General features: G+C 66.5%; 20 protein-coding genes and 1 tRNA gene. 10 read left to right on the top strand and 11 right to left on the bottom strand.

The features are described 5' to 3' along the window. Nucleotides 1–6: 6 nt before the first annotated feature. From C3Y92_RS05155 to C3Y92_RS05200, 10 genes are all read right to left on the bottom strand, one after another. Nucleotides 7–3282, bottom strand: a complete 3276-nt coding sequence (locus C3Y92_RS05155) for a PAS domain S-box protein (protein WP_129350186.1) — start codon at nt 3280–3282, stop codon at nt 7–9. A gap of 277 nt (nt 3283–3559) precedes the next feature. Then, nucleotides 3560–4069 (bottom strand): pyridoxamine 5'-phosphate oxidase family protein, encoded by a 510-nt coding sequence (locus C3Y92_RS05160; protein ID WP_129350189.1) that lies wholly within the window; start codon nt 4067–4069, stop codon nt 3560–3562. After that, the gene (locus C3Y92_RS05165; protein WP_129350192.1) at nt 4066–4629 is read right to left on the bottom strand and encodes a UbiX family flavin prenyltransferase; all 564 of its coding nucleotides are present in this window, start codon (nt 4627–4629) and stop codon (nt 4066–4068) included. The genes C3Y92_RS05160 and C3Y92_RS05165 overlap by 4 nt, the downstream gene beginning before the upstream one ends. A 10-nt stretch (nt 4630–4639) precedes the next feature. After that, nucleotides 4640–5035, bottom strand: a complete 396-nt coding sequence (locus tag C3Y92_RS05170; RefSeq protein ID WP_129350195.1) for a hypothetical protein — start codon at nt 5033–5035, stop codon at nt 4640–4642. After that, nucleotides 5026–5247: a UbiD family decarboxylase domain-containing protein gene (locus tag C3Y92_RS05175; protein ID WP_235669625.1), complete on the bottom strand. Its 222-nt coding sequence runs from the start codon at nt 5245–5247 to the stop codon at nt 5026–5028. Before C3Y92_RS05175 ends, C3Y92_RS05170 begins: the two co-directional genes overlap by 10 nt. A 69-nt stretch (nt 5248–5316) precedes the next feature. Beyond that, entirely contained in the window at nt 5317–5886 is a 570-nt protein-coding gene (locus C3Y92_RS05180; protein ID WP_129350198.1) for a UbiX family flavin prenyltransferase, read from the bottom strand. A 166-nt stretch (nt 5887–6052) separates the two neighbouring features. Then, nucleotides 6053–7816 (bottom strand): UbiD family decarboxylase, encoded by a 1764-nt coding sequence (locus tag C3Y92_RS05185; protein ID WP_129350201.1) that lies wholly within the window; start codon nt 7814–7816, stop codon nt 6053–6055. A 115-nt stretch (nt 7817–7931) separates the two neighbouring features. Continuing rightward, nucleotides 7932–9566, bottom strand: a complete 1635-nt coding sequence (locus C3Y92_RS05190) for a UbiD family decarboxylase (protein ID WP_129350204.1) — start codon at nt 9564–9566, stop codon at nt 7932–7934. A 415-nt stretch (nt 9567–9981) separates the two neighbouring features. Beyond that, nucleotides 9982–10659, bottom strand: a complete 678-nt coding sequence (locus tag C3Y92_RS05195; protein WP_129350207.1) for a TetR/AcrR family transcriptional regulator — start codon at nt 10657–10659, stop codon at nt 9982–9984. Nucleotides 10660–10745: 86 nt separating this feature from the next. Next, nucleotides 10746–13244, bottom strand: a complete 2499-nt coding sequence (locus C3Y92_RS05200) for a heavy metal translocating P-type ATPase (RefSeq protein WP_129350211.1) — start codon at nt 13242–13244, stop codon at nt 10746–10748. Nucleotides 13245–13368: 124 nt separating this feature from the next. Between C3Y92_RS05200 and C3Y92_RS05205 the strand changes: the two genes are divergently transcribed. Further along, on the top strand, nt 13369–13731 hold the full coding sequence (locus C3Y92_RS05205) for a hypothetical protein (RefSeq protein ID WP_129350214.1): 363 nt from the start codon (nt 13369–13371) through the stop codon (nt 13729–13731). Nucleotides 13732–13813: 82 nt separating this feature from the next. Here C3Y92_RS05205 and C3Y92_RS05210 read toward each other — a convergent pair. Continuing rightward, a tRNA-Pro gene (locus C3Y92_RS05210) sits at nt 13814–13891 on the bottom strand. A 166-nt stretch (nt 13892–14057) separates the two neighbouring features. Here C3Y92_RS05210 and C3Y92_RS05215 point away from each other — a divergent pair. The 9 genes from C3Y92_RS05215 (at nt 14058) to C3Y92_RS05255 (ending at nt 24966) form a co-directional block, all read left to right on the top strand. Continuing rightward, nucleotides 14058–15161, top strand: coding sequence for a protein-glutamate methylesterase/protein-glutamine glutaminase (locus C3Y92_RS05215; RefSeq protein WP_129350217.1), 1104 nt, complete (start codon nt 14058–14060; stop codon nt 15159–15161). 32 nt (nt 15162–15193) lie between these two features. Continuing rightward, nucleotides 15194–17116, top strand: coding sequence for a HEAT repeat domain-containing protein (locus tag C3Y92_RS05220; protein ID WP_129350219.1), 1923 nt, complete (start codon nt 15194–15196; stop codon nt 17114–17116). A gap of 3 nt (nt 17117–17119) precedes the next feature. Further along, a complete protein-coding gene (locus C3Y92_RS05225; protein ID WP_129350222.1) occupies nt 17120–17998 on the top strand; it encodes a CheR family methyltransferase in 879 nt (292 codons plus the stop codon). Between the two features lie 45 nt (nt 17999–18043). Next, entirely contained in the window at nt 18044–18808 is a 765-nt protein-coding gene (locus C3Y92_RS05230; protein WP_129350225.1) for a ParA family protein, read from the top strand. Then, nucleotides 18805–19500, top strand: a complete 696-nt coding sequence (locus tag C3Y92_RS05235; protein WP_129350227.1) for a chemotaxis protein CheW — start codon at nt 18805–18807, stop codon at nt 19498–19500. The genes C3Y92_RS05230 and C3Y92_RS05235 overlap by 4 nt, the downstream gene beginning before the upstream one ends. Before the next feature lie 11 nt (nt 19501–19511). Next, the gene (locus C3Y92_RS05240; protein ID WP_006920412.1) at nt 19512–19880 is read left to right on the top strand and encodes a response regulator; all 369 of its coding nucleotides are present in this window, start codon (nt 19512–19514) and stop codon (nt 19878–19880) included. 39 nt (nt 19881–19919) lie between these two features. Then, nucleotides 19920–22901: a chemotaxis protein CheA gene (locus C3Y92_RS05245; protein ID WP_129350230.1), complete on the top strand. Its 2982-nt coding sequence runs from the start codon at nt 19920–19922 to the stop codon at nt 22899–22901. A gap of 342 nt (nt 22902–23243) precedes the next feature. Continuing rightward, entirely contained in the window at nt 23244–23807 is a 564-nt protein-coding gene (locus C3Y92_RS05250; RefSeq protein ID WP_129350233.1) for a GAK system XXXCH domain-containing protein, read from the top strand. Next, a complete protein-coding gene (locus C3Y92_RS05255) occupies nt 23800–24966 on the top strand; it encodes a hypothetical protein (RefSeq protein ID WP_129350236.1) in 1167 nt (388 codons plus the stop codon). Before C3Y92_RS05250 ends, C3Y92_RS05255 begins: the two co-directional genes overlap by 8 nt. Nucleotides 24967–25029 lie beyond the last annotated feature (63 nt).

Raw genomic sequence — 25029 nt, forward strand, 5'->3', positions numbered from 1 at the left:
GCGGCACTAGGGGCGCAGGGCCAGCCAGGTCTCCAGGGTGCTCACCAGGCGCGACTTGGGGATGGGCTTGACCTGGAAATCGTCGCAGCCGGCCTGGAAGCTGCGCTGACGGTGTTCCTCGAAGGCGTGGGCGGTCAGGGCCACCACCGGGGTACGCGGCCGGCCAAGTTCCTTTTCCTGTCGGCGCAGGGCTTCGGTGGTCTGGTAGCCGTCCATGCCGGGCATTTCGACGTCCATGAGGATGACGTCGAAGGGCGCGTCGGCCAGGGCGGCCAGGGCGGCTTGGCCGCTGGGGGCCCAGGTGAGGCGAAAGGGCGTGTCTTCGAGCATGAGGCGCATGACTTCGGCGTTGGTGGCGCTGTCCTCGACGAGGAGCACCGTGCCGCCGCCGGAGCGGTTCACCGGGATGGCGGGCTGGAGGCTGGCGGGTCGCGGCAGGGGCGCGGGACGCAGGGGCAGGCTGAGGGTGAAGGTGGAGCCCCGGCCGGGAGCGCTGTCCACGCCGATGCGGCCGCCCATGAGTTCCGCGAGTTTTTTGCAGATGGCCAGCCCCAGGCCCACGCCGCCGAACTGGCGGTTGGCCGAGGCGTTTATTTGGGTGAAGCGGTCGAAAATGACGGCCTGCTTGTCGGCGGGGATGCCGATGCCGGTGTCGCGCACGGCCAGGCGCAGGCGCGGGCCGTCCGTGAGGGAAGGGGTGCTGGCGACTTCCAGGACGACGTGGCCCTGCTGGGTGAACTTGATGGCGTTGCCCAGGAGGTTGACGAGGATTTGCCGGATGCGGTCCGGGCAGCAGAACAGTCGCGGCGGCAGATCGCCCTGGATTTCCAGGCGCAACTCCAGGCCTTTGCGGGCGGCGTCGGGGCGCATCATCTCGGCGAGCTGGGTGGCCAGCTCGACGATGTCGCAGGATTTTTCCTCGATGACCAAGCCGCCGGCCTCAATCTGGGACAGGTCGAGGATATCGTTGAGCAGGCCGAGGAGATTGGCTCCGGCCAGTTCGATGGACTTGACGGCATGGGTCTGGTCGCTGGTCAGCGAGGTGCCCGCGAGCACGTCGACCATGCCGAGGATGGTGTTCATGGGCGTGCGGATTTCGTGGCTCATGGTGGAGAGGAATTCGCTTTTGGCCCTGTTGGCGGATTCGGCGGCTTCCTTGGAGCGGCGCAGGGCCTGTTCCATGGCCTTGCGTTCGGTGATGTCCACGAGCACGGACAGGATGCAGGGTTCGCCATAGGCGTGGTTGGCCACGGCGGAATAGAGCACGGTGACGGTGGAGCCGTTTTTGTAGCGCAGTTCGAGTTCCTTGCCGAAGATGGAGCCGGCCCGGGCCATTTCGGCCAGCAGCGCCTCGCGGTCCTCGGTGCGTCGCCACAGGCCGACTTCGTAGGTGGTGCGGCCGATGACGTCGGATTTGACGTGGCCGAACATGCGGGCCCAAGTTTCATTGACGTCAATGATGCGGCCGTCGCGCCGGGTGGTGATGGAGATGCCCACGGGGGTGAAGCGGAAGATCTTGGCGAGCTGGTCCTGGCTTTCGCGCAGGGCCTCCTCGTCGCGCTTGCGGCGGGTGACGTCGGTGTGGGTGCCGGCCATGCGGATGACCACGCCGCGTTCGTCCTTGAGGCTGGCTCCCCGGCCGAGAATCCAGCGGTAGGCGCCGTCCTTGTGGCGCATGCGGTATTCCACGGCGAAATTGTCCACCTCGCCGTCGGCGCAGCGTTTGTTGGCGCGAATGACGTTTTCGGCGTCGTCGGGATGGATGCGCTTGGTCCATTCGTCGAGGAGATTTTGCACTTCATCGGGGTTGTAGCCGAGAATTTCGAGGTAGCGTGGAGAATAGTAGACGATGTTGGTGCGCAGATCCCAGTCCCATATGCCGTCGTTGGCCCCTTTGGCGACCAGGGTGTAGCGGGCTTCGCTGGCGCGCAGGGCTTCCTCGATGCGCTTGCGCTCGGTGATGTCGTTGCCGATGCACAGGATTTCGCTCACCCCTCCCGTGGCGGCGCGCAGGCCGCGCAACGACCAGGCGATCCAGGCGATTTCGCCGTTTTTGCGTCTGTGCTGGCGGGTCAGGGAGGCGGCGCTTTCCGGGGATTGGGCCAGGGCGGCCAGGGTGTGCGTCCAGGCGTCGGCGCCGTCGTCGGCCCCGGGGGCGTCGGCCACGTCGATAAGGGCGCCGATTTCCCGACCGATCATTTCCTCCAGGGAAAACCCGAAGAACTCCAGACCGAAGGCGTTGCAGAAGGCCACCCGGCCCTGGTGATCCAGGCGCAGGATGACGCTGGCGGCGCTCTGAACGAGTTCGCGGTGGCGTTCCTCGCTTTGGCCCACGGCCATCAACAGCTGATCCAGGCGCGAGGACTGGCGGCGCACCGTGCGCCGCAGCACGGCGTTAATGGCCACGAGCACGGCCACGGCCGCCGCCACCACGGCCAGGGCCCACAGGGCGTAGCGCATGGTGGAGGAGGGAAACAGCGCCGAGCCGCGCCATTTACGATCAATTTCCTCGTATTGCTCCGGCGTGATGCGGGCAAAACCGTCTTCCACGAGCTGGAGCAGGGCTTCGTTGCCCTTGCGCACGGCCCGGTGGAACTCGCCCTGGTTGAGGGTAAAAGCCAGTCGGAAGTCGTTTTCCAGGCCGTACTTGTAGAGGTAGTACAGGGCCGGGGGCTTATCGACGCAAAAGACCTTGACCCGGGCGTCGCGGGCGGCCTGGACCACGCCTTCGTAGCCGTCGAAGGCGGCCAGGGGCAGGATGCCCCGGCTGGACAGGTAGTCCACGCTGGAGTCGCCGCGTTTGACGCCCACGGTAAATCCCCGCAACGTGTCGAGGTCCTTGATGCCGCTTAAGTCCTTGTGGACGAAGATCGGCACTTCGATGGTGGCGTAGGGCTTGGAGAAACTGTAGATTTTTTCGCGTTCGGGATTGCGGAACAAGGTGTCGATGACATCGGCGCGGCCTTGCAGCATTTCATTCTGGGCGGCGTTCCAGCCCAAGGGGCGCAGATTGACGGGCACGCCCGTCACCTTTTCCCAAAGCTTCCAGTAATCAATGAGGATACCCGTGGTTTCTCCCTCGGGCGTGGTGATGGTGTAGGGCGGATAATCCTGATCCAGGACGACGGTGATGGCTTTGGCCGAGGCCTGAGCGTCGGTCTTGGCGGCCTTGGACTCCCTGCCGGCAGACGGCAGCAGCAAGGCGCACAGCAATACGAGGAGCGTCGGCAGACCGAAGCGGAGCTTGGCCGTGTCGCGCCCGGAGGGCAGAGAAGTTGTCACGAGCGAACCGCCAGGAGCTGTTTGCCTGTTGTGGTGGCGGACCAATGGTCCAAAGCGGCCCTTCCGGGCGAAAACGTCAGGACGGATTCGTATTGCATTGCTGATGGTGTCGTTTTTGACAACTCCGCTTCCAACATAAGCCAATCCGTGCGAGGCAGCAATGGGGGGAAGGGTTGCCTTGGCAAGATTTCCTGATGGGCGGGGTGCGGCAGGGGCGTTTTGGGGCTTAGTTCTATTTTTTTTAGACTGGTCTTGCCTGGCATATGTCCGGCATTTATCAGTTGCCCGCTTCCCGCTCCAGCGGCCCCAGGGGTCGGCCTTCTTCCAGGCGCAGGACAAAACGCGTGCCGAAGCCTTTCCGGTTGTCGGTCAGGCGCACGGACTGGGGGATGAACGCATGGGGCCGCACCCGGGCCATTTTGGCGGCGCTCTCCCCGGGCGCTTCCAGCAGGGCCTTGGCAAAAGGGAATTTGGCGCAGTAGACGGCCGCGGCCCGGCCCATGGCTATGAGGCCTTTGACGGGTTCGACCCGGCCTTCCAGTTGCAGGCCGTGGATGTCGCGCCAGGAGGCGACCACCGGGTGGATGGTCGCGGCGCAGGCCGGGTTGGCCTCCAGGTTGCGGCAATGGCGGCTGGCCGGCGACGAGAAAAAGACGAGCTTCCAGCCGTCGGGGGCGAAATAGACGTCGCTGGCCCAGGGGCGGCTCTCCGCGCAGGTGGCCAGGGTCATGGCCGCCACTTCGGCGAACAGCGTCCGAACGGCGGCCTCGAAGGCTTCCGGGGTCACTGCCCGCCCCAGCGCCGGAAGAGGTCGTGGGGTACGGCGAACTGATCGAGAATCTTGCCCACGGTCTGGTCCACCACGTCCATGATGGTTTGCGGGCCGTGGTAAAACGACGGCATGGGCGGCAAAATGACGGCCCCCATCTCGGCCAGGGCAACCATGTGGCGCAGATGCCCCAGGTGCAGCGGCGTCTCGCGGGGCACGATGACAAGCTTGCGGCGTTCCTTCAGCGTCACGTCGGCGGCCCGCGTCAGCAGGTTGTCATTGAGGGACAAGGCGATCTGGGCCAGGCTTTTCATGGAGCACGGGGCCACGACCATGCCGTGGGCGGCAAACGAGCCGCTGGACACGGCGGCGGCCAGATCGGCCGGATCGTGGTTGACGTCGGCCAGGCCGGCCAGGTCAGCCGGGGTCTTGTCCGTTTCCAGGCCCAGGGTGACGGCCGCGCCGGATGAGAGGATGAGATGGGTCTCCACCTCCGCGACGCCGCCCAGGACTTCGAGCAGGCGGACGCCGTAAATAACCCCGCTGGCCCCGGAAATGCCGATGATGATGCGTTTCATGGTTATTTCTTTACGGGGCGCGGGCCGGATGCACAAGGCTTGGGCTCTGGCGCGGGATACACCGCGAGGCTTTACTGTCATGGCGGCGGGCCGCTCTCCCGCCGTGACAGGCGGCCAGGAGAGCGGCCCGGCTTGACGTTGCGGCCACGTTTGCGCCCGGCCGGGCAGGAGCTATTTCCCGTCCTTGCCCTTTTCGTAGACGAAACAGGCGTTGGCAAAGGTTGTAGGGATAGTCCGGCCGGCGGTCGGCCACCCGGCCGAGTTTGGGGCGCAGGTTGCCGAAGGCCCGGTAAATGAGCGGATAGGGCTGGCCGTGGAAGTGTTTGAGGATGTCGCGCCACATGCGCGGCGCTTGCCGGATGTAGTCGGCCATGGCCTGGGTGAGGGCCTCCTCGGTCAGTCGCATTTCATGGCGTGGGCGTACTGCTCGCGGGTGCAGTAGGCCCCGGCCAGGAACTGGAACTCGCAATCCTTGACCTTTTCCACCAGCACGGCCTTGTCCGGGTGGACTTCCATGACGGCGGGCAGCTCGTCCACCCGCTTTTCCTCGGCAATGCGCACAAGCTGGCCGATGGACTCCAGTTCGGCGACAAAAGACGCAAGATCCTGCTGGGGCATGACAACCTCGGGTGCCGCGCCGCGCCGCCGAGACGAAGCGGAACGGGAAAAGGTGGCGACGTCGGGGCCTCAGTGATTGCCGCCGGACCAGCGGCGAAACAGATCGTGGGGGATGGCGAACTGATCGAGAATCTTGCCCACGGTCTGGTCCACCACGTCCATGATGGTTTGCGGGCCGTGGTAGAAGGACGGCATGGGCGGCAAAAGGACCGCCCCCATCTCGGCCAGGGCGGCCATGTGGCGCAGATGCCCCAGATGCAGCGGCGTTTCGCGGGGCACGAGGACGAGCTTACGGCGTTCCTTGAGCGTCACGTCGGCGGCGCGCGTGAGCAGGTTGTCGTTTAAGGACAGGGCGATCTGGGCCAGGCTTTTCATGGAGCAGGGGGCCACGACCATGCCGTCGGCCCCAAAGGAGCCGCTGGAAATGGCGGCGGCCAGATTGTCGTGGGCGTGGCTGACGCCGGCCAGGGCGGCCACGGACTCGGGGGTGTGCTTGGTTTCCAGGGCCAGGGTCACGGCCGCGCCCTTGCTGAGGATGAGATGGGTTTCGACGTCCGGGCTGTGGCGCAGGACTTCCAGGAGCCGGATGCCGTAAACGACGCCGCTGGCTCCGGAAATGCCGACAATGAGGCGTTTCATGGTTGATCCCTTTTTCGCGTGCTTCGGTTGTCGACCGGCGGTCCGGCCGGACGCGAGGGCTGTCGCGTCATCATGCTGGTCGCTTCCGGCCCGGGAGAGCTTCTGACCGGAAGCGACCGGCTTCGGCGGGAGTGTCCGGCTGACTGCCGCGACGCTCCCCCAAGCGTTATTCGTCGGTGTTGAACTTGTCGCGCAGCGGGAAGCCTTCGGGATATTCCACCTGGCCGGTCTCTTCGTTGTAGCGCACCACGCCCTTGCGCGGCACGCCGGCGGTGGGGCCGCCCACGGCGTCGGTATCGACCAGCACGGCGGTGCGGATGCCGTTTAAGAGCCAATCGCCGGCCACGGCCCGGTCAGCGCACTTGGTCCATTCCTCGCACCAGTCGCCCAGGCTGTAGCCGTACCACTTCCAGCGCGGGGCGATTTTGGGCAGCCCGGCCTTTTCCCACAGCTCCCGGGCCTCTTCCATGATGTCCTTGGTCGGCAGGGCCACCGGCGGCATGGGATAGTGCATGGTGGCGTCGATCATGATCTTGGCCTCCCATTCCCGGTCGCGCAGCTTGGGGGCGTGGCCGTTGGCCTGGTAGTCCTCGATTTTCACCGACTTCATGAGGTCGGTGCGGTAGGCGATGGCCCACAGCACTTCCTCGACGTTGTTGGGGTTGATGTCCTCGTCCACGGCCACGGTGATCTTGCCGACAGACCGCATGAAGGCGCTGGCGCCGGTAAGCGCCCGCCAGACTTCGGTGCGCGGGGTGTTTTTTTCGAGCACGATGACCGTCAGACGTGAGACGCCGATCATGGGGCCGTGCAGGGCCACGTCCTTGACCTGGCGCACGTACAGCGTGTTTTTGAGGTGGTTGAGCATCACCGCGCTGTAGTTGAGCTGCTTGATGACGCCGGATTCCGATGGGGCCATCTGGGAGATCATGGAGGTGATGGTGGCTTTCTTGCGCCGGGTGATGGCCGTGACCTCGACGGAGTGGTTGTATTCCTCCACGCTCATGTTGCCGTAGGATTCGCCGAAGGGCGCTTCCATTTCGAGCTTGGTCGGGTCGATCCAGCCTTCAATGATGATCTGGGCGTCGGCCGGGGCCATGAGCGGCACGGTCTTGCAGGCCACCTTGCGGTAGGGCACGCCGGCCAGGCCGCCGGCCACGTCGAGGTCGTTGAGATGCTCGGGGGTCTTCTGGGGTCCGATGACCTGCAGCATGGGCGGCGCGCCGACAATGAGCGCCACAGGCATCTTCTCGCCGCGCTCCTTGTATTTCACCCAGTTGTTGTGGGCTCCGCCGTTGGTCTGGATGAGCCACATGGCGGTCATGCGGTCGGAGGCCTTGAGGCTGCACCGGTTCTGGCTGATGTTTTCCACCCCCGTGTCCAGGTCCTTGGTGATCCACAGCCCGGCCGAGAAATACGGGGCCGTGTCCCAGCCCGGGGTGTTGTTGGGCACGGGCAGGCCGGCCAGGCCCTTGCCTTGGCCGCCTTTGAGGGCGTCGCCGGTGAGCACCACTTCATGGACCGGGGCTTCCTCGGAGGGAATCTCCACGGCCGCAACCGGCTTTTCAAAGGCCTGGACCCATTTGGCGAAGATCTTCTGGGACAGGGCGGTGAGGTCGTCGCCGGCGTCGTCGATGCCCAGCGACGCCGCGTAGATGGCCGGGGAACCGGCCGTGCCGCCCACCATCACGTCGCAGTCGCCCTGATACGAGCGGCCCTTGCTGTCGGTGACGTTGGTAAACAGGAAGGCGCGCTTGGGGTTGTTGGCCACCACCGTGCCCACGTCGCCGACATAGCCCCAGCGCACGAAGGGGTGCAGGTGGCGGTCCTTGTTGATGGGATCATTTATGGTCCACAGCAGGCCGGCCTTGTCGAGCTTTTCGAGATGGGCGTTTAAGTCGTCGTACTGGCGCGGGAAACCCTTCTGCATGGATCGCTCCGTGATCGCCCCGGCAAACGGAACCGGGGGTTGAAATTTTCGCACGAACTGGTTGGTTTCAATAACAAACGGCCGCTGCCCGCAGCGGGCTGCGTCCGGGAAACGGTTACTTTTCGGCCCAGACGATGCCCCGGGCCGGGTCCTGGGGTTCGGCCGTGGCGCTGCGGTTGGCGGCCGAGCGGCGGCCGTTGGCCAGCCAGTCGCCGTTGGCGGCGCGCTTGGCGCAGGCGTCCCACTCGGCGCACCAGTCGCCCAGGCTGTAGCCGCTCCAGGGCGTCTCCGGGGCCAGTTCCGGGAGTTGCAGCTCCTCCCAGATGGTCCTGGCCCGCTCCATGAATTCGGCCTTGGGCAGGGCCACCGGCGGGAACACGCCCTTGGCCGTGGCGTCGATGAGCATGGTGGAATCGACCTGATGGCCGGGCAGCTCCGGGCCGTGGCCCTTGCCGCGATGGGGGATGATGACGACGTCGGCCACGGGATTGGAGCGGTAGGCCATGGCCCACAGCACCTGATCGGTGTTGGCCGGGTCGATGTCCTCGTCGATGGCCACGCAGAACTTGCCGATGGCCGGGGTGAAGGAGGCCGCGCCGTTCAGCGCCCGCCAGACCTCGGTGTTGGGGGTGCCGTTGGCGATGGTGATAAACAGAAACCGCCGCAGGTTGGTCAGCGGCTCGTGCATAGTCACCCGGGCGACGCCCTTGATATTCAAGGTGTCGCGCAGGTGGTTCAGGTAGAGCGGCTCGTAGGCGACCTTTTTGATCACGCTCGATTCGCAGGGGGTCACCTGGGAGATGATGGAGGCCACGGTGTATTTCCTGCGTCGGGTGATGGCCGTCACCGTCATGGAGAAGTTGTATTCCTCCAGGGCCATGTAGCCGTGGGATTCGCCAAAGGGGCCTTCGGGCTCCAGGGCGTCGGTGTCGATCAGGCCTTCGATGATGACCTGGGCGGCCGCCGGTACGAGAAGATCGACGGTCTTGCCGCGCACGACCTCGATGGGACAGCCGGCCAGCCCCCCGGCCACGGTGAGCTCGTCGCAGTCCAGGGGCAGCTTCTGCGGCCCGGTGTAGGCGACGACCGGCGGCGCGCCGATGACCACGGCCACGGGCATCTTTTCGCCCTTGGCCTTGTATTTGCGCCAGTGGACGCCGCCGCCGGCCAGGGTCGAACGCTCCATCATGACGACCAGCCGGTTGGAGGCCTTGAGGTTGCCCCGGTACAGGCCCAGGTTCTGGATGCCCGATTCCGGGTCGCGGGTGGCCCACAGGGCGGCGGTGAGGTAGGGGGCGGTGTCGTAGCCCGGGGTGGAAATGGGGATGGGCAGGGCGTCCAGGCCCTTGCCTTCGCCCAGGAGCTCGTCGCCGGTGATGACCACTTCCTGGCAGGGCGCGTCAGTGACTTCCTTGGGCGCGATGGGGGCGGCTATGGCGTCCAGCCAGGCCTGGCCGATGTCCTCGGGTTTGCGGCCAAGGCCCAGGGCGTAGACCTCGGGCGTGGCGGCGAAAACGCCGATGGCCACCCGGGCGTCGGGATAGTGGCGGCCCTTGGCGTCGGTGGGGTTGGTGAAGAGAAAGGCCTTGCGCCGGTGTTCGGGGATGCCGCCCCGGTACTGCCAGCGCACCAGCGGGTGCATTTCCCGGTCCTTGTCGATGGGGCGGTCGATGGTGTGGAGCAGGCCGGCGGCGGCCAGTTTGTCGAGTTGGGCATCGAGATCGTCGTAACCGGCGGGTTGTTGCGTCATGGGCGGCACTCCAAAAGGCTTGCGGCGCGGGCTGGGGTTGTCCCTGTCCAAAGACGGGCGCGGGAGTATGGAATGTATTAACACTAACCGGTTGGTTAGCGTCAAGAGAAGAGATGGTGACGATGGGAAAGGCGTGGAAGCGCGCCTGCGGGGAGGCGGCGGAAAACGGTCTCGGTTCCTGTCGGGATGGCCCGTAGCCGGGCGCGAGGCGTGTGAAGGGCGGCGCTGTTGGCCGCAAGGGGGCGGTTATGCTGCGGCACGGGCGTGGGCCGCGGGAAGAGCGAGCCGCAAGGCGGACGGGCTGGCGTCGTCAGTCGGCCTTGCGGGCGGGGCCGGGCCAACGGTTGCGGCGGACCGGCGCGTCATGGCGCTGGGTGGCGTGGTGCGCCCAGGGGCGCGGGGAAGGTGTTGCGTGTTAGCGGGAAGGAGCGGCCTGCAGGGCCGCAATCACCACGCTGTCCAAAAACGCCGCGATGTCGAGGACGCTTGGCATGGGGGGCGGCTGGTCTTTGTCCAGGGTCTCGGCCAGGCGGGTGCGAAAGGGCGCGTTTATGGTGCTGACCAGCAGGCTGCCGGCCATGAGCATCTGCAGCACGGCCGTGTCCACGGGCAGCAAGCGTCCGGCGGCCACGCCCTGGCGGACGAAGCGGGCGGTGACGTTGTGGATGCGGGCGTAGATGGCCAACAGCTCTGGGGATGAGCGCCGGGAGCCGCCGGCCAGCTCGTGGGCGATGGTGCGCGGGGCGTTGGAATTGTGGGAAAAACCCTCGGCGTGGATGCGGATGACCCCGCGCAGCCCCTCGATTGGGTCGTCGCAGTCGGCCAGTTCGCGCTCCAGGCGATCGGCGAAATAGGCGAAATGGCGGGTGAGCACCACGTCGTAGAGCTTTTCCTTGTCGCCGATGTGGTAATAGATGGTGGCCTTGTTGACCCCGGCGGCGGCGGCGATCTCCTCCATGCGCGTGCCGGCGAAACAGTTGGCGGCAAATAGGGATTCGGCGGCGTCGAGGATGCGGCGCACGGTGTCGGACTCGTAGTCGATGACCGTGCGGCGGCCGTGGTCGAGAAGTGTTGTTTTGCTGGGGCGCGGCATGGGCTGTCCAAAAGGAGCGAAACGCTTGGTCCCCGGGACCGGCGGTCCCGGGGACCACGTCCCCTTCCCTCGAAAACCGGCCTCGGTCAAGAGCCAATGGGCGAGGGGGCGAAAAAGCGCAGGCGCAGGGCGTTGGTCACCACGGTAAAGGAACTCAGCGCCATGGCCGTGCCGGCGATCATGGGATTGAGGGTCGGACCGCCGAAAACATGCAGCGCGCCGGCCGCCACCGGGATGCCGATGACGTTGAAGGCAAAGGCCCAGAAGAGGTTTTGCTTGATGTTGGCGATAACGGCCCGGGACAGCTCCAGGGCGGCCGGCACGCCGGAGAGGTCGTTTCGCATGAGCACCACGTCGCAGGATTCCACGGCCACGTCGATGCCCGAACCCATGGCCACGCCGAGATCGGCCCGGGCCAGGGCCGGGGCGTCGTTGATGCCGTCGCCGACCATGGCCACCTTGTGCCCGGCCGCCTGCAAGGCCGCGACCTCGGCCTCTTTGCGCTCGGGCAGCACCCGGGCGACCACGTGCTCAATGCCCAGGCTCGCGGCCACGGCCCGAGCCGTGGCCTCATGGTCGCCGGTGAGCATGACCACGCCAAGGCCCCGCTTTTTGAGCGCCGCCGCCACGGCGGCCGCTTCCGGGCGCGGGGCGTCGGCCACGGCCAAGACGGCCGCCGCCACCCCGTCCACGGCCAGCCGCACCGGGGTCTTGCCGGCTCCGGCCAGGCCCGCGTCGGCCGCTTCCAGGGCCGGATCGGCCGCAATCCCGCGTTCGGCCAAAAAAGCGGCCGTGCCGACCAGCACCTCCCGGCCGCCAATGCGGGCGGCCACGCCCCGGCCGGGCACGGCCTCGAAAGCCTCGGGATCGGGCAGGGCGGGCGTTTGTTCCCGGGCGGCCTCGGCCACGGCCTTGGCCAGGGGATGTTCCGAGCGGGCCTCGGCCGCCCCGGCCAGGGCCAGCAAGGCGGCCGGGTCCTGGCCGGCGGACGGGACCAGATCGGTCAGGCGCGGCGCGCCCACGGTCAGCGTCCCGGTCTTGTCGAACACCACCGTGTCCACGGTTCCTGCCGCCTGCAAGGCCGCCCCGGATTTGACCAGGATGCCCAGGCGCGCCCCGCGCCCCGTGCCCACCATGATGGAGGTGGGCACGGCCAGCCCCATGGCGCAGGGGCAGGCGATGACCATGACCGCGACGAAAATCCGCAGCGAAAAGGACAGATCGGCCCCGCCGATAAAAAACCAGGCCAGCCCGGAAACCAGGGCCACGGCCATGACCGTGGGCACGAAATAAAAACTCACCGTGTCGGCCAGATTGGCGATGGGGGCCTTGGAACCCTGGGCGCGGCGCACGAGTTCCACGATGCGCGACAGCGTGGTGTCCTGGCCCACCCGGGTGGCCCGGACGAGCACCGCGCCGGCGGTGTTCTGGGTGCCGGCCGAGACGGCGTCGCCGAGAGTCTTGGCCACGGGCATGGGTTCGCCGGTCAGCATGGACTCGTCCACCCGGGTGGCCCCGTCGGTGACCAGACCGTCCACCGGGATGCGTTCGCCGGGCCGCACCAGGACCACGTCGCCGGGTTCGACCTCGGCCAGGGGCACGACTTCTTCCCGGCCGTCGCGCATCAGGGTGGCCGTGTCCGGGGCCAGGCGCAAAAGCGCCGCGATGGCTCCGGAGGTTTTGAACTTGGCCGAGGCTTCGAGGTATTTGCCCAGGCTGATCATGGCCAAAAGCACCCCGGCCGATTCGTAGTAGAGGTCCATGGCCCGGGCGGCCGGGTCCGAACCGAGAAGGATCAGGGCCGTGCCGGCCAGGCTGTAGGCCAGGGCCGCGCCGGTGCCGATGGCCACCAGACTGTCCATGTTGGGGCCGCCGCGCATAAGCGCTGGCAGGCCGTCGGCGTAAAAGCGCCGGCCGATCCAGACGATGGGGGCGCAAAGGGCCAGCTGGGCCAGGGCAAAGGCGGCGGGCGAGGCGTCGGGATGCAGGAAATGCGGCAGGGGCAGCCCGAGCATGTGGCCCATGGAGAGGACCAGCAGCGCCCCGGCCAGGCCCAGGGCCGGGACGAGTTCGCGGCGCTTGGCGGCCAGCTCCTCCTGGGCCTTGGCCTGGCGCTGGGCCAGCCGGTCCGGCCCGGCGGCCAGGGGGACGGCGGCGAAGCCGAGGTCGGCGATGGCCTGACGGATCTGACGCCGGGTGAGCGTGGCCGGGTCGAAGGCGAAGCGGCCCGTGCCCTCGGCCAGGTTGACCGACGCTTCGACGATGCCCGGCAGCTTGCCCACCACCCGTTCGATGCGCGAGGAACAGGCGGCGCAGTGCATGCCGGTGATGGTCGTGTCGTAGACGGCGTGCTCCGGCGGTGGCGACCCCAGCGAAAAGCCCAGATCGGCCACCCGGGCGGCGATGGCGTCCAGGTTGACGATCCCGGGATCATAGGTCAGGCGCAAGGAGGCGTCGGCCAGATTGACCGAGGCTTCTTCAATGCCGGACTGGCCGCCCAGAACGCGTTCGATGCGCGAGGAACAGGCGGCGCAGTGCATGCCGCCGACCGGGAGCGTCACTGTTTTGCGGGGTGATTGCGTCATGCCCCATAGTAAAGCCCGAGCCGGAAAGTGCAAGTGTGAACGTCTTGAAAGATGGTTCCCAACACTGGCAATTGCCGCCGGGCCGGGCTATAGGAAGGGATCACACGCCAAAGGAGTCCAGGACATGCAGGGAGATCCCCTGACCCCCGGCTGGGACGGCCAGCATCGCGAACCCGACCGGTGGGACCGGTTGCGCGATATTTATGAAAAACTGCGGCTCGTCCTGGACATGCCGGGCCTGGCCCCGACCGGGGTGGACGAACTCATCGAGCAGTTGGAGCAACGTCTGGACGAAGCCGGGGCGCTGTTTCCCGAACCGGACTGGCTTGGGGACAGCCAGGCCGACGCCGGGGAAGCGGCGGAGCGCAGCTGCGCCAATCATATGGGCGCGTTGCTGGATATCTTGTCTCGGGCCGTGGCCGCCCTGGCCGAGCAGCGGGCCCGGGAACTGGCCTCGGGCCAATGCGGCCGGCGGGAAGAGGCGTGAAGAAACGGGCGCGTTGCCGGCGCGGCGGAATGTCACAAGAAAAAGGGGTTACGGCAACTTTGCCGCAACCCCTTGGACTGTCTGGTCGGGATGAGAGGATTCGAACCTCCGGCTTCTGCGTCCCGAACGCAGCGCTCTAGCCAGACTGAGCCACATCCCGTCGTGAGAAGAAGGCTTTTAGAGCATCCCGCGGGGTTTGGCAAGCACAAAGTTTGTTGTCATATCGCGAAGAGTCATCTAATCATGTTCAAGGGGACGCGCCGTCCGGTTTTCGGGCCGGCCGGCCCCGGGCGAAAGCCCCGATATGCCGCCCTCAGGAGAGATGCGTGATCAAGGTAGTGGTCATTGACGATTCGGCTTTCATGCGCAAGGCGCTGGCCGCCATGCTGTCCAAGGACCCCGAGATCGAGGTCGTGGGCGCGGCCCGCGACGGCGAGGAAGGCCTGGAGATGATCCGTCGGCACCAGCCCGACGTGGTCACCCTGGATATTGAAATGCCCCGCATGGACGGACTGACCGCCCTGCGCCATATTATGATGGAAATGCCCCGGCCCGTGCTGATGGTGAGTTCGCTGACCACCGAGGGGGCCGAGGCCACGCTCAAGGCCATGGAACTTGGGGCCGTGGATTTCATCCCCAAACAGCTGTCCAAGGTGTCGCTGGACATCGTCAAGATCGAGGACGATTTGCGGGCCAAGGTCAAGCTTATCGCCAAACGGCGCATGAGCCATTTATCCCGTTCGTCCCTGACCGCCCGGGTGCGGGCGGCCGGCGCGGCGGGCGCGGCCCAGGCGGGAGCGGCCTCGGCGGCCCCGGCCGAACGGCCGTCCCGGGCGACCCGGCCCGGCGGCGCCCAGACCCGCGATCTGGTGGCCATCGGCGTGTCCACGGGCGGGCCTCCGGCGGTGCAGAAGGTGCTGTCGGTGTTGCCCAAGGATTTTCCGGCCGGCATTTTGATCGCCCAGCACATGCCGGCCGCCTTTACCGGTCCCTTTGCCAAACGGCTGGACAGCGTGTGCCAGATTACGGTCAAGGAAGCCGAGGACGGCGAACGCCTCCAGCACGGCGTGGCCTACGTGGCCCCGGGCGGCAAGCACCTGCGCCTGGACCAGAAGGTGAGCCGCATCGACGTGCGGGTGGTGGAAGAGCCGCGCGAGGCCCTGTACAAACCCTCGGCCACGGTGCTTTTCGATTCCGTAGCGGCCGGGGTCGGCCGGCGCGGGCTTGGGGTGGTTCTGACCGGCATGGGGTCCGACGGCCTGGACGGCATGAAGGTGCTCAAGGCCAAGGGCGGTCGCGCCCTGGCCCAGTCCGACTCCACCTGCGTGGTCTATGGGATGCCCAAAGCCATTGTCGATGCGGGGTTGGCCGACGAGATCGTGGATATCGACGATATGGGCGAAGCGATTCTGCAAAACCTTTACAAATGACCGTCCCGGCGCGGGGCGGGCAAGGAACCGGCATGGTGGACTGCAACGAGCTTTGCCAGCGGCTTGGCGGCGACGATCCCGACGTGCTTCGGGACGCCGCCTATGATGCCGGCGAGAGCGGGTGCCTGGCGGCCGTTCCGCTTCTGGCCCATTTGCTGTGCTCGCACAACCTCGGTGTGCAGGAAGCGGCCGACCGGGCGCTGCGGCGTCTGGGCGGCAAGGACGTGGTGGCCGCGGTCAAGCCGCTTTTGCGCTCCGACGACGCCCCGGCCAGAAACGCCGCCATGGACATCCTGCGCGACGTGGGCGGCCAGGATTTTCCGACCCTGCTCGAACTGCTCCATGACGGCGACCCCGACATCCGTATTTTCGCTTCGGATATCCTGGGCTCCACCGACAGCCGGCTGGCCGTGGGGCCGCTGTGCGAGGCCCTGCTCAAGGACCCCGAGGTCAACGTGCGCTATCAGGCGGCGGTGAGCCTTGGCGAACTGGCCTTTGCCGAGGCCGCGCCGAGCCTTGGCCAGGCCCTGGGCGACGACGAATGGGTGCAGTTCGCGGTCATCGAGGCCCTGTCCAAGATCCGCGACGCCTCCTCGGTCGGAGCCCTGGTCAAGGCCCTGGACCGGAGCACCGATCTGGTGGCTTCCATGATCGTCGACGCCCTGGGCGAGATCGGCAACATCAAGGCCGTGACCATGCTGCTCAAGCGCATGGACGCCTCGCCCGAGGTGCTGCGCAACAAGATCGTCAAGGCGGTGGTGCGCATCCTGGGCGGCAAGGCCCTGTCGCTTTTGTCCCCGGCCGAGCGTGACCGTTTTCGCGGCTATCTGCTGGGGGCGTTGTCCGACGACGAGGACGATGTCCAGGACGCGGCCGTGTCGGGTCTGGGGTCCGTCAGCGGCGAGGAAGCGGCCCGGGCCGTGCTGGCCCATGCCGCCCGCCTGGACCGCGACCATTTGCCCGAGCGCTACGAACACGCGATCACAGCCCTTCGGGACATGGGCCTCACCCAAGCCCTGGGCGACGCCCTGCGCCAGGGCGAAGAGGCCCAGCGGGCCGTGGCCCTGGACGTGCTGGCCGCCTTGCCCTGTCCCCAGTGCCCGGCCCTGCTCATGGACGCCTTCGCCGAGCTGCCGGCCTCGTTTCAGCCGGCGGCGGCCAAGGCCCTGGCCGCCATCGGCGGCGAGACGGCGGTGGAATTTTTCCTGGGTCAGCTTGATGCCGACAACGAGGCCGTGCTGCTGGAGGCCGTGGCCTTCCTGGGCGGCGGGATGCGGGTGGCTTCGGCCGGTCCGGCCCTTTTCGCCTTGCTCGGCCATCCTTCCGACGCCGTCAAGGAAGCCGCCCTGGACGCCTGCGTGGCCATCGGCGGGGCCGAACTCGACGCCCGCTTCCGGGAGCTTTCCCGCGGCGACGAGCCCATGGACCGGCTCATGGCCGTCTATGCCCTGGGCCGCATGGGCGTGGGCGAACACATGGACATCATCCGCGAGGCCCTGATCGACGAGATTCCCGACATCCGCAAGATCGCCCTGGAGGCCCTGGCCGATTCCTGCGGCCACGAAGAGGGCAGCCTGTCGCTTATCGTCAGCCGTCTGACTGACGAAAGCCGGGATGTGCGGCTGGCCGTGGTGGAAGTGCTCGGCGGCTGCGACAGCGACAAGGTTTACACGTATCTGGAGCAGGCCTTAAACGACGAGGACGACTGGGTGCGCATCCGGGCCGTGGAAGCCCTGGGAGCGCGGGGCGAGCGCGAGGCCGTGCCGCGCCTGCTGGAACTGGCCGGAGAGCCAAGCAAGCTTGTAGCCATCAAAGCCGTGGAAACCCTCGGTGAGATCGGCGGCCCCGAGGCCTTTCAGGCCTTGCTCGGCCTTGTCGGCGGCGACGACCCGGAACTGGCCGGGGCGGCGGAAGCGGCCATAGCCCGCCTCCAGGACGAGCAAGGGGAGCGCTAGTCCATGACCTCGCTTTTTTCCAAGACGATTTCCCTGCGCAAGGAACTCAAGATCTCCGACGCGGAGTTCGCGCAATTGCGGGATTTCATCTACGCCCAGTCCGGTATTTATGTGGCCGACAACCGCAAGTACCTGGTGGAAAACCGCCTGGCCACCCGGATCAAGGAGCTCAACCTCAAGAGCTTCGCCGAGTACCATGCTTTTCTCCAGTACGACGCCGGGCGGCGTCAGGAGCTCAATCGGCTTTTTGAGGTGATCACCACCAACGAGACGAGCTTCTACCGCAACCCGCCCCAGCTCAAGGTCTTCCAGGACATGGTGCTCAAGGACGTGCTGGACAAGCTCAAGGCCCAGCGCCAAAAGCGCCTGCGCATCTGGTCGGCCGGCTGCTCCACCGGCGAGGAGCCCTACACCATCGCCATCATCCTCCACGAGGTGCTGCGCGCCGAGCTGCCCGCCTGGGATATACGCATCACGGCCAACGACCTTTCGGAGGCCGTGCTGGCCCAGGCCCGGGAGGCCGTCTACAGCGACTACAGCCTGCGCACCACGCCAAAAGAGATCGTGGCCCGCTATTTCACCCCGGACGGCGCGAACTTCAAGCTCAAGCCCGAGGTCAAGCGGCTGGTGAGCTTCGGGCAGATCAACTTGAGCGACCGGATGCAGCTCAAGCGCGTGGAGCGTTCCCACATCGTGTTTTGCCGCAACGTCATCATTTATTTTGATGACGAGATGAAAAAAAACGTCATTACCGCCTTTTACGACAATCTGCTGCCCGGCGGCCAGCTGCTCATCGGCCATTCCGAGTCGCTGCACAACATTTCCCGGGCTTTTCGTCCCAAGCATTACCCCGGGGCCATCATCTACAGCAAAGAGGAGTAGTGGGCACATGACGTTTTGGGCGGCCGCGCGGTCGCGGGAGTCGCGGTGGCCCGGATACTGGCGGTAGCCAACCAGAAGGGCGGGGTCGGCAAGACCACCACGGCCTTGTCCCTGGCCGGGGCCCTGGCCTTGGCCGGCCGGCGGGTGCTGGTCATGGACCTGGACCCGCATGGCTGCGCCTCGGCCCATCTGGGCGTGTTTCCCGAGGGCCTGGCCGCTTCGGCGGCGGACCTGTTTTTGGCCCAGGAGGCCGGGCAGGCCCCCTGGGACAAGGTGATCCGGCAACCGGGCAGCGGCCTGTTCGATCTGGCCCCGAGCTGCCCCCGGCTGGCGGACCTGGACCTGGACCTCAAGGACCGCAAGGGCAAGGGCATCGTGCTGCGACAGGCGCTGGAATCGGGACCGGGCTACGACCACGTGTTGCTGGACTGTCCGCCGCATACCGGGGTGGTGCTGGTCAACGCCCTGGTGGCGGCCGATTTGCTTATCATCCCGATTCAGACGGATTTTTTGGCCCTGCACGGCGTGCGCCACCTGTTTGACACCATGCGGGCCCTCAACCGGGTGCTGCCCAGGCCCATCGCCTACCGGGCCCTGGCCACCATGTTCGACCGGCGGGCCAAGGCCTGCCTGCGGGTGCTGGCGCTACTTCGCGACAAATTCGGAGAACGCATGTTTCAAACGGTCATCGGCCTCGACACCAAGTTCCGGGAGGCCAGCGCCGCCGGCAAGGTGGTTCAGGAACTGGCCCCGGATTGCCGGGGCGCGGGCGAATATGCCCGTCTTGCCGAGGAGGTCGCGGCCCTGTGAGTCCGAGCCTGGAGCAGTATTTCGAGCAGTCCGTGCTGTTGCCGGAGCAGGGCGGGGGCACGTTTTCCGAGGCCGAACGGGCCTTTCTCTCCCGCTACATGGGAGATGATTTCGAGGCCGCCCTGGCCCGGTCCGGGCTGTCCCGGCCGGCGGCGGTGGTGACGGTCAGCGGGGAACCCGCGCCGGACCCCGCGCCGGGCGACGGCAGAGAGTCGGCCGACGTCGAGGACGCCGCCGCCCTGGAAGCCGCCCTGGCCGAGGCCCGGGAACTCAAGCTCGTGGGCTTCACCGTGGCCGGCCAGGAACTGGCCGTGCCCATCGCCCAGGTCCAGGAGGTGCTGCGGGCCATGCCGCTGACCCGCCTGCCGGCCGCGCCGGCCCACATTGCCGGCGTGACCAACCTGCGGGGCCGGGTGGCTCCCATGGTCGATCTGGCGCGCATCATGGATCTGTGCGGCGATTGCGCCGAGCAGCGGTTCGTCATCGTCTGCCGCTGCCGGGGAATGCTCGTGGGACTGTTGGTGGAAGCCATCAGCACCATGCATCAGGCCTCGGGGGATGATGTGGAGTGGGGTATCGAGGCCCGTGTGGGCGTGGCCTCGGACATGGTGCTCGGTTTGCTGAAGGTCGGCGAGCGCCTGGTGAAAATCCTCTCCGTTGACAGCCTGTTCCAAAAGGTTTTGAAGAGTTGAGGAGGGCAGAGATGCCGAAGCATATTCTGATCGTGGACGATTCCAAGACCGTGCGCAACCTTGTGGCCTTTATCATGCGCAAGGAGGGCTTCAAGGTCACGGCGGCCGAGGACGGTCTCGACGGCCTGGAGAAGCTCTACACCGACCAGCAGGTCGATCTCATCATTACCGACATCAATATGCCGCGCATGGATGGCATCACTTTTATCAAGACCGTCCGTGAGCAGGACCTCTACCGCGACATCCCCATCGTGGTGTTGTCCACCGAAGGCGAGGAACGCGACATCCATGTCGGGCTGTCCATCGGGGCCAACCTCTATATGGTCAAGCCCGCCCAGCCTGAGATCATGGTGCGCAACGTCAAGATGCTTTTGGGTTAAGACGGCGACCAGACCGAAAAAACGCCGCGAGGTGCCTTGATGAGCCAGGATTTCATGGATCCGGAATTGTTTGCCGACTTCATCGTCGAAGCCCGGGAGCACCTCGAAACCATCGAGCCCAATCTCCTTGAGCTGGAACGAAATCCCGGCAACTTGAGCCTTTTAAACGACATCTTCCGGCCCATGCACTCCCTCAAGGGGGCCTCGGGCTTTCTGGGCCTAAACGCCATCAACGGTCTGGCCCACAAAGCCGAGAACATTCTCGACGAACTGCGCAAGGGCAACATCCCGGTCACTCCCGAAATCATGGATGTCATCCTTTCGGCCACGGACATCCTGCGCACCATGATCGAGAATCTCGAACAGACCGGGGCCGAAGGCGACGTGGAAACCGCGCCCACCATCGCCCGCATCGCCGCCCTCCTCGAAGGCGGTCCCCTGCCGACGCCCGAGACGCCGTCCGTCCCCGCCGGCGACTTTCCGGCCGAGGACGCGCCCGCGCCCGGCGGGGTCGCCGCGCCCCCCGCACCCGAGCCTGAGCCGGCGCTTGAGCCCGAGTCCGAAGCCGCGCCCGCGCCGCCGGCCGCCATGCCGGCCAAGACCGTCATCCGCATCGAAGATCTGCCCCCCTTCGTGCCCGACGCCTATCAGCTCACCTCCATAGGCGAAGGCCATATGGCCGATTTCATGGAGGAAGCCCGGGAAATCATTGAGCGCTTAAACGCCGCCCTGCTTGAACTCGAAGCCACTGGCGACGGACCCAATGAAAGCATCAACGACATTTTCCGCTATTTCCATAACCTCAAGGGCAACAGCGGCATCATCGGGCACAAGGAATTAAACGGCCTGACCCACGAAGCCGAGACCCTGCTCAACCGTGTGCGCAAGGGCGAGATGATCGCCACCCCGGCCATGGTCGATCTCCTGCTCGCCGTGGTCGATCAGGTCGAGGCCCTCATCTCCGCCATTGATGTGGGCACCTCCGTGGCCACGCCACTGGACATCCGGCCCCTGGTCGCTCGTCTCAAGCAGGCCAGCGAAGACGGCTATGTGGCCGATCCCGACGCCCCGGCCCAGCCCGAGGAGCTGGAACCCGAGCCGGAGCCGGAACCCGCGCCGGAACCGGAACCCGCGCCCGCGCCGGTTCCCCAACCGGCCAAGGACGCGCCGGCCTCGAACACGGCCTATGATCCCGAGGATGTGGCCGTCTTCGAGTCGACCATCGAACAGCAGATCACCTACATGACTCAGGCCCTGGCCGGACTGGCCGACGATCCTCAGTCCAAGGAGATGATCGACGGCCTCTACCGGGCCTTGGTCACCATCCAGAATTCTTCCGGCTACATGGGCCTTTCCGACCTCAAGACCCTGGCCGAGCGCACTGCCGGGCTGGTGGACCAGGGGCGCAAACAGGACCTGCCTTTTGATCTGCTCCTCGACATGCTGCGCCAGGAATGCTCCATCCTGGCCGACATGATCGCCGCCGCCCTGCCGAAACTGCGGGCCGCGCCCGCCGCCCCGGCTCCCGCCGCCCCGGTCGCCGAACCGGCCGCCCAGGCGCAGCCGGCAGAGGCCCCCGAGCCCGCGGCCCAGCCCGAACCCGATATCGTTGCCGCGCCCCAGCCCGAGCCGGAACCCGTGCCCGAACCTGCGCTTGCGCCCAAGCCCGAACCGGCTCCCGCGCCGAAGCCAACGCCCGCGCCGACGCCCGCGCCCAAGCCCGCGCCCAAGCCGGCCCCGGCCCCCAAACCCGCGCCCGCGCCCAAGCCCGAAGCCCAGGCCGCCCAGGGCGAGGCCGGCAAGCCCAAGGTGTCCTCCACCATCCGCGTGGACCACGAAAAGCTTGACCACCTCATGAACCTCATCGGCGAACTCATCATCAACCGCAACCGCTTCGCCATGCTCGCCCGCGCCCTGGAAGAGGGCAAGACCGAAGGGGCCCACATCGGCCAGCAGCTCACCGAAACCACCTACGCCATGGCCCGCATTTCCGACGATTTGCAGGACACCATCATGAAGGTGCGCATGGTGCCGGTGTCCACCGTATTTTCCCGCTTCCCGCGCCTGGTGCGCGACCTGTCGCGCAAGTCCGGCAAGGAAGTGAACCTCGTCACCGAAGGCGAGGAAACCGAGCTCGACAAGTCCGTGGTCGAGGTCATCGGCGATCCGCTGGTCCACCTCATCCGAAACTCCGTGGACCACGGCATCGAAACCGAGGCCGAACGCATCGCCGCCGGCAAGCCGCCCGTCGGGCGGGTCTGGCTGCGCGCCTACCACCGCGGCAACTCCGTGGCCATCGAGATCGAGGACGACGGCAAGGGCATCGACCCGGCCAAGATGCGCGAAGTGGCCGTGCGCAAGAATCTCATGAGCCCCGAGGAAGCCAAGGCCCTCGACGACCGCGACGCCATCGACATCATCTTCATGCCCGGCTTCTCCTCGGCCGAGACCATCACCGACATCTCCGGCCGGGGTGTGGGCATGGACGTGGTGCGCACCAACATCAAAAACTTGAAAGGCACCGTCAACGTCACCAGCGAAGTGGGCAAGGGCACCAAGTTCACCCTGGCCCTGCCGCTGACGCTGGCCATTATCGACGCCCTCATGGTCGTCGTCGCCGGCCAGACCTACGCCTTGCCGCTGGATTCCGTCTCCGAGACCACCAAGATCGAAGTCAAGCGCATGACCGAGGTCAACAAGCGCAAGGCCGTGACCCTGCGTGGCGAGGTGCTCGGCATCGTCGAGCTGGCCGAGATCCTGGAGCTGCCCCGCGCCGAGGAATCCCAGGAGATCGTGCCCATCGTCATCCTCCAGGACAACGAACGCCGCCTGGGGCTCATCGTCGACCGCCTCCTGGAACGCCAGGAGATCGTCATCAAGCCCCTTGGCACGTATCTCTCGGAGTTCGACATGCGCGGCATCTCCGGAGCCACCATCATGGGCGACGGCTCGGTGGTGCTCATCCTTGATCCCCACGAGATCTATATGATGTCCACCCCCGGCAGCCGCTCCAAGGGCTAGCCCGGCCAGGGCGCTGCCCTGGACCCGGCAGGGCGCTGCCCTGCACCCGCACGGGCGCTGCCCGTGACCCGGCAGGGCGCTGCCCTGCACCCGCCGGGGGGATAATCCCCCCGGACCCCCTGGCCGTCCGTGGCGGGCGGGGGAGCCACAAGCGGGCGGGGTAGGCGCGGAAACGAGGGATAATTCCCTCGGCCTCAGGAGGGCATTGGGCGTGGAGAGGTCAGGGAAAGGGGGGGAGCCGGGAAAGTTGCGGTCCGCCTTGCCATCAAACCGTCATCGTCCTATCGTAGAGTTGCCGCAAATCGCCGGCCGCTCAACGGTCGCCGGCCGCAGGAGGACACGATGCACGGATCGCGCAAACGCCGAATCGAAAAGACCCTGCCCCGAGACGAGGTCCCGCGCGCCCTGGCCGAAGTCGTGGCCCGGGCCGGAGAAGGCTTGCTCGTCATCGACGGGGAAGCCGTCGAACTGGCCGACTGCGCCAGCTTCAAGATTTCCGTCCGCCACGGCGGCCCTACCTCCCAACTCAAGGTGACCCTGCGCTATCCCGAGGCCCCGGGCCTCCTGGGCGGCGACTCGCCGGCCAAGGACCGCCCGGATGAGCCCGTCCCGCACGGCCTGCCGCGCTACAAGGGCCTCAAAAAACGCATGAAGTCCACCTTCCGGGCCATCCGCGACGCCTTGCTGGCCGGCGCGGCCCCGGATGCGGGCGTGGCCGCTTCGTTCGTCGCCGACTCGCGCCTCATGACCCGCTATCCCGGCAAGGGCGACGCCTACTACGCCGCCTATGACGCCGAGGTGGACCGCTTCGAGCAGGCCCAGGCCGCCGGCGACGTCGCCGCCCTGACCGCCTCGGCCGCCGCCCTTGATCGCCTGAAAAAGGAGTGTCACAGCCGCCATGCCTGATTCCCCGATCCAGCCTGAAGCCCGCTGCCTGGAGATCGACCCCGCCGCCCTGGACCCGGCCGTGGGCGAGGAGGACGAAAGCGATTTTCTGCGCATAAACGACGTGAGCCTCTCCCCCGAGCAGATTGAGCGCATCGTCTCGCCGGTCCGGGCCTATCCGCGCCAGGAATACGTCCTGGCCGTCCACTGGCACCCCGAACACGTGCCCATGGAACTGCTCAAAAAACGTATCGACACGCTCTATCCCAACCGCGTGGACGAACTCATCGTGCCCACCCAGCACAACGTGCTCATGGACTACGACGGCTTCCAGGGCGTGGAGGTGGACTGCTATTCCAGCGGATTTAATCGCAAGGTCCAGCTGCTGCTCCATTTTCACGGCCTCGACATGGAGCGGGCCGACGTGCTCAAGTCCATGCTGCGCCACACCCACCGCTACCGGGCCTCCCAGCTCTTCGAATACCTCGACGCCCTGGTCGAACCGGCCTTCGAGGATCGCCGCCAGCGCGCCGCCGGCCGCACCAACGCCGAAGAAGAACTCGTCGCCTTCGTGCGCGTCCAGGCCGCCAAGATCAAAAGTCTGATCCTGGCCCACGAGGCCGAGCTGCCCGACGACGTCTACAAGAACAAGCTCGTGCGCAACTTCCTCGACGCCAAGCGCGCCCGCTACGGCGACCGGCTCATAAATCGCGCCCAGGTCTACGCCAAGGCGGTCAAGGATCTGGTTAAGGAAGAATTCTCCCTGTCCTATTTCTACCGCGCCACCGAAGTCATCGAAGAAGCCCGGTCCCTTGGGGCCGGCATCGTCATCCCCCACCCCGAGCAGTTCTGGCCCATTCTCCTGGCCGACTACGACGTGGACGGCATCGAGGTCTGGAACCCCCAGTCCCAGCAGTACACCGAGTTTCTGATAAACGTGGTCAATCGCCGCAACCACATGGGTTGGCACGGCAAGCGCCCCATCCTCGTCTTTATGGGCGACGACTGCCACATGAGCGAAAAGACCCGGCCCCTGGCCGAGCAGGACCCGGAAAAAGCCGCCCGGGAAATCGGCCTCCAGCCGGCTTGGCACGACTTCAGCATCCGCAAGAGCCTCATCATCAACGGCATGAGCCGGCGCAAGGTCATCGCCGAATACCGTGACCGGCTCTCCGGCTAGCTTGGCGCACCCTCGATGCCCTTTCTCTTGATGGAAAAAGCCATAAACGCTGACGGCCAGTAG

This window comes from Solidesulfovibrio carbinolicus (genome assembly GCF_004135975.1).
GTDB classification, from domain to species: Bacteria; Desulfobacterota; Desulfovibrionia; order Desulfovibrionales; family Desulfovibrionaceae; genus Solidesulfovibrio; species Solidesulfovibrio carbinolicus.